The organism is Tepidanaerobacter sp. GT38, assembly GCF_021991635.1.
Classification (GTDB): domain Bacteria; phylum Bacillota; class Thermosediminibacteria; order Thermosediminibacterales; family Tepidanaerobacteraceae; genus DTU063.
In genome coordinates, this window is record NZ_JAFFJA010000070.1 from 1 (window position 1) to 2,774 (window position 2,774).

Genomic DNA, 2,774 nt, shown 5'->3' on the forward strand with positions numbered 1-2,774 from the left:
CTACAATATGTATAGGGGTATTATATTTTAGGGTGGACCAGTTTTCAATTGAAATGATGGCCTACTTTTAAATTAACATAAGCAAATGAATAAGACTTAACTTACTGTTAAGAAAAAATGCCTTGGAAATACCGCTAAATCTCCAAAGCATTTTAAACAATCCTAATAGCCCTATTTAGTTAAAAACATTCCTAAAGTCAATGTGTTGGCGCACTTTGGCTTTTATATGCCTCTTTATATTATAACATATTTTTCTCCTAATTTTCATATCTGCCTATAAATTCCCATTACGTACTTTAAAATCTCTCATAAGTATTAACGGTTCATAATAATCATCTATAGCAACACCAATCTTCATGGCTTTCCATTTTAATGCTTCTTGTCTAGTACATTCCTTTTCCGCTAAAGATATTGCTTCTTTTTCCGAAGCAGAAATAACCATGTATCTGATTGATGACTCTGAAATTTTTTCTTCAACTAGGTATATGTACAATTTTGGATTTACATATTTTTTAGTGCCTATTATTCTCTCTATCTTATTTTCAAATGCTGTCAGGCTATCATCTATCAAAACATGTCCGTAATAGTGATTAATTTCTTTACTTTCTCCATCTAAATATTTTATTGTGGTAATACAAGAAGACTGGTCGGTAATGAACTCATTCCCTGGTTCATATATAAAAGACTTAAACCCAAAATCCTCAATCAAGCCATTTAATTGTTCTACTTTTTTCATTGGTATCTGCCAATGATGCTCTCCGCTCTTATATACAAACATTTCTCCACTATAATTTACATTACCCTCATTATCTACCATAACACTATAGACAGGACAAGTCCCAAAACACATTGTTCTTTGCAATTTTATGTATTCAAACATGATAATCCCCCGATTTACGGTATATAGTATTAAAATATAGTACAAAACGGAATTGCATCTTATTTCATGGATAACCCCTTATCTATAGCCTCCTGAATTATTTTGTGACAGCATTTCCCTAAGGGGTTATTTTTTTGACATTGGCTGTTTTTCATCGCTCCTGTAATTTCTATAATATCCTTAATTGTTTTTGCACCATGTTTTATTACAGCATCTATTACCTGTTCCTCTGTAACCTTGCTGCAGTAACAGGCGTATTTAGGATTGGCATCTTTTTTAAACCATATAGGCACTTTCACTTGCTGCTTTTCAAACTTAACGCCTGATTCTGGATTATAATAAACAATATTACATTCTTCATTCATGCATATATAATAATCCATATCTCCGACAAATTCTGCAAGGGTATCAACTACCAAATGCCTGACTGTAATATTTTTTACTTTTACTCCTGATGCTTTACACACAGGACATGTATTGTCATTTTCTATTTTATTAAGTGACTCTTTTCCCTTACAGCAACAGCAGTTATTTATTTTTTCATTTATCATTTTATCATTACCTCTCTATTATACCAATTTTTATTATAATTCTCATTTCTGTTGTATATAACTGTTATTTAATTCTGCTTTTTATTGATTCAATAATCGGATTTATTGATTTTTTATTTGTCCAGTCAGCAGGATGTTTATAGCATGCAAGCATTCCTTTTTCATCGTCAGTAAGTTCATCAGGTTTTTTATGCTCAATTTTCTTCTTTAAAAGATACATTAAAATCTTATCAATTGGATTTAACTTCTTATAATTGAAGCCACCCCGCAAGTGGAAGAAATGCACTTTCCCCTTCATTTCTTCGGTAAAATTATTGTTTATAATATCGTTTATTGCTTCAGGATGTGCAGGAGACGCACCTACAGAAAACACTATCACTTTTTTATCTTTTAATTTGTCAAAGTTCTTTTTTATGAGCGAGATACCCAAAATACCAGCAGCATACAGTGAACCGCCATAAACAATTGTATCATATTTGAGTATGTCATTTAGTGTAATTTTAGACCTTTCAAATAAATCCGCCTTGACTTCATCTGCAATCCACTGTGCATAGCGTTGTGCGCTGCCATATTTTGATTTATAAATAACAACTACTTTATTAATGTTGTCTGACATATTATTTTTCCCCCTCTTTTATCACCTTATCTCCTCCATACAAAGTCCGATAAAATATATATGCTTTTACTTTATCATCTTCAACATATCATTGACTTCATCTATGCTGAATTCTTCAGGGTCGAAAGAACCCCCCACCCATTCAAGCAAGGATTCATGCTCTGGATGCTGCGGGTCTTGGATTGCTTCAAGGAAATCTTCATATCCCCACGGTCCCCCTACATCTTCAGGAGGACAGTTTCTTTTACCACCGATACATACTGGATATTTAACGCCTTCTTCCGGGTCAAGCACCTTCTCAACAACAATGTCATGTCTCCAGTTATCACCAAAATCGTAAACATATCTGAATTTATCCTTTGGTGCAAAGTTCATGCTGCTTAACTTTATTCTTTTTGCGCTTTTAACTTCATATCTGTCGTAAAAGTCCCAGTCATCATCTTTTTCCCCAATAATCATTTCTCCCAGCCTAAACTCATAAAGGTGGGATTCAAACCATCCCATCGCATGCTGGATTATCCTGTGGAGTTTATAAAACGTAATATCGTCTCTAACCAATACCCTTCTCCAGACAGGAGGCTTTACGTCTTTTAATGTTATTTTCAACTGAAGAATTTTCATACTCTCACGGCTCCTTTTACATGTATTTATGCACTTCTATTTTATCATTTCTCTATATTCTGCAATAGTAAAACAATATTCTATTAGATCAAGTCCAATTTTTTGT

Annotated in this window: 4 protein-coding genes; all 4 read right to left on the reverse strand. The window is 33.2% G+C overall.

Features of this window, described 5'->3' with window-relative positions:
- Positions 1-274: 274 nt before the first annotated feature.
- On the reverse strand, positions 275-880 hold the full coding sequence (locus JT739_RS09795; RefSeq protein ID WP_237660936.1) for a DUF6438 domain-containing protein: 606 nt from the start codon (positions 878-880) through the stop codon (positions 275-277).
- Positions 881-939: 59 nt separating this feature from the next.
- Positions 940-1,431 (reverse strand): Csac_0668 family 2Fe-2S cluster-binding (seleno)protein, encoded by a 492-nt coding sequence (locus JT739_RS09800; RefSeq protein ID WP_068557332.1) that lies wholly within the window; start codon positions 1,429-1,431, stop codon positions 940-942.
- A gap of 64 nt (positions 1,432-1,495) precedes the next feature.
- Positions 1,496-2,047 carry a flavodoxin domain-containing protein gene (locus JT739_RS09805; RefSeq protein WP_237660937.1) on the reverse strand — a complete coding sequence of 184 codons (552 nt, stop codon included), beginning with the start codon at positions 2,045-2,047 and terminating at the stop codon, positions 1,496-1,498.
- A 66-nt stretch (positions 2,048-2,113) separates the two neighbouring features.
- Positions 2,114-2,668, reverse strand: a complete 555-nt coding sequence (locus JT739_RS09810) for a plasmid pRiA4b ORF-3 family protein (protein ID WP_237660938.1) — start codon at positions 2,666-2,668, stop codon at positions 2,114-2,116.
- Positions 2,669-2,774: the final 106 nt, after the last annotated feature.

Excerpts from the sequence above, each read along its gene's own strand:
- JT739_RS09795 (WP_237660936.1), bottom strand. The coding sequence starts at position 880 with ATGTTTGAATACATAAAATTGCAAAGAACAATGTGTTTTGGGACTTGT.
- JT739_RS09800 (WP_068557332.1), bottom strand. The coding sequence starts at position 1,431 with ATGATAAATGAAAAAATAAATAACTGCTGTTGCTGTAAGGGAAAAGAG.
- JT739_RS09805 (WP_237660937.1), bottom strand. The coding sequence starts at position 2,047 with ATGTCAGACAACATTAATAAAGTAGTTGTTATTTATAAATCAAAATAT.
- JT739_RS09810 (WP_237660938.1), bottom strand. The coding sequence starts at position 2,668 with ATGAAAATTCTTCAGTTGAAAATAACATTAAAAGACGTAAAGCCTCCT.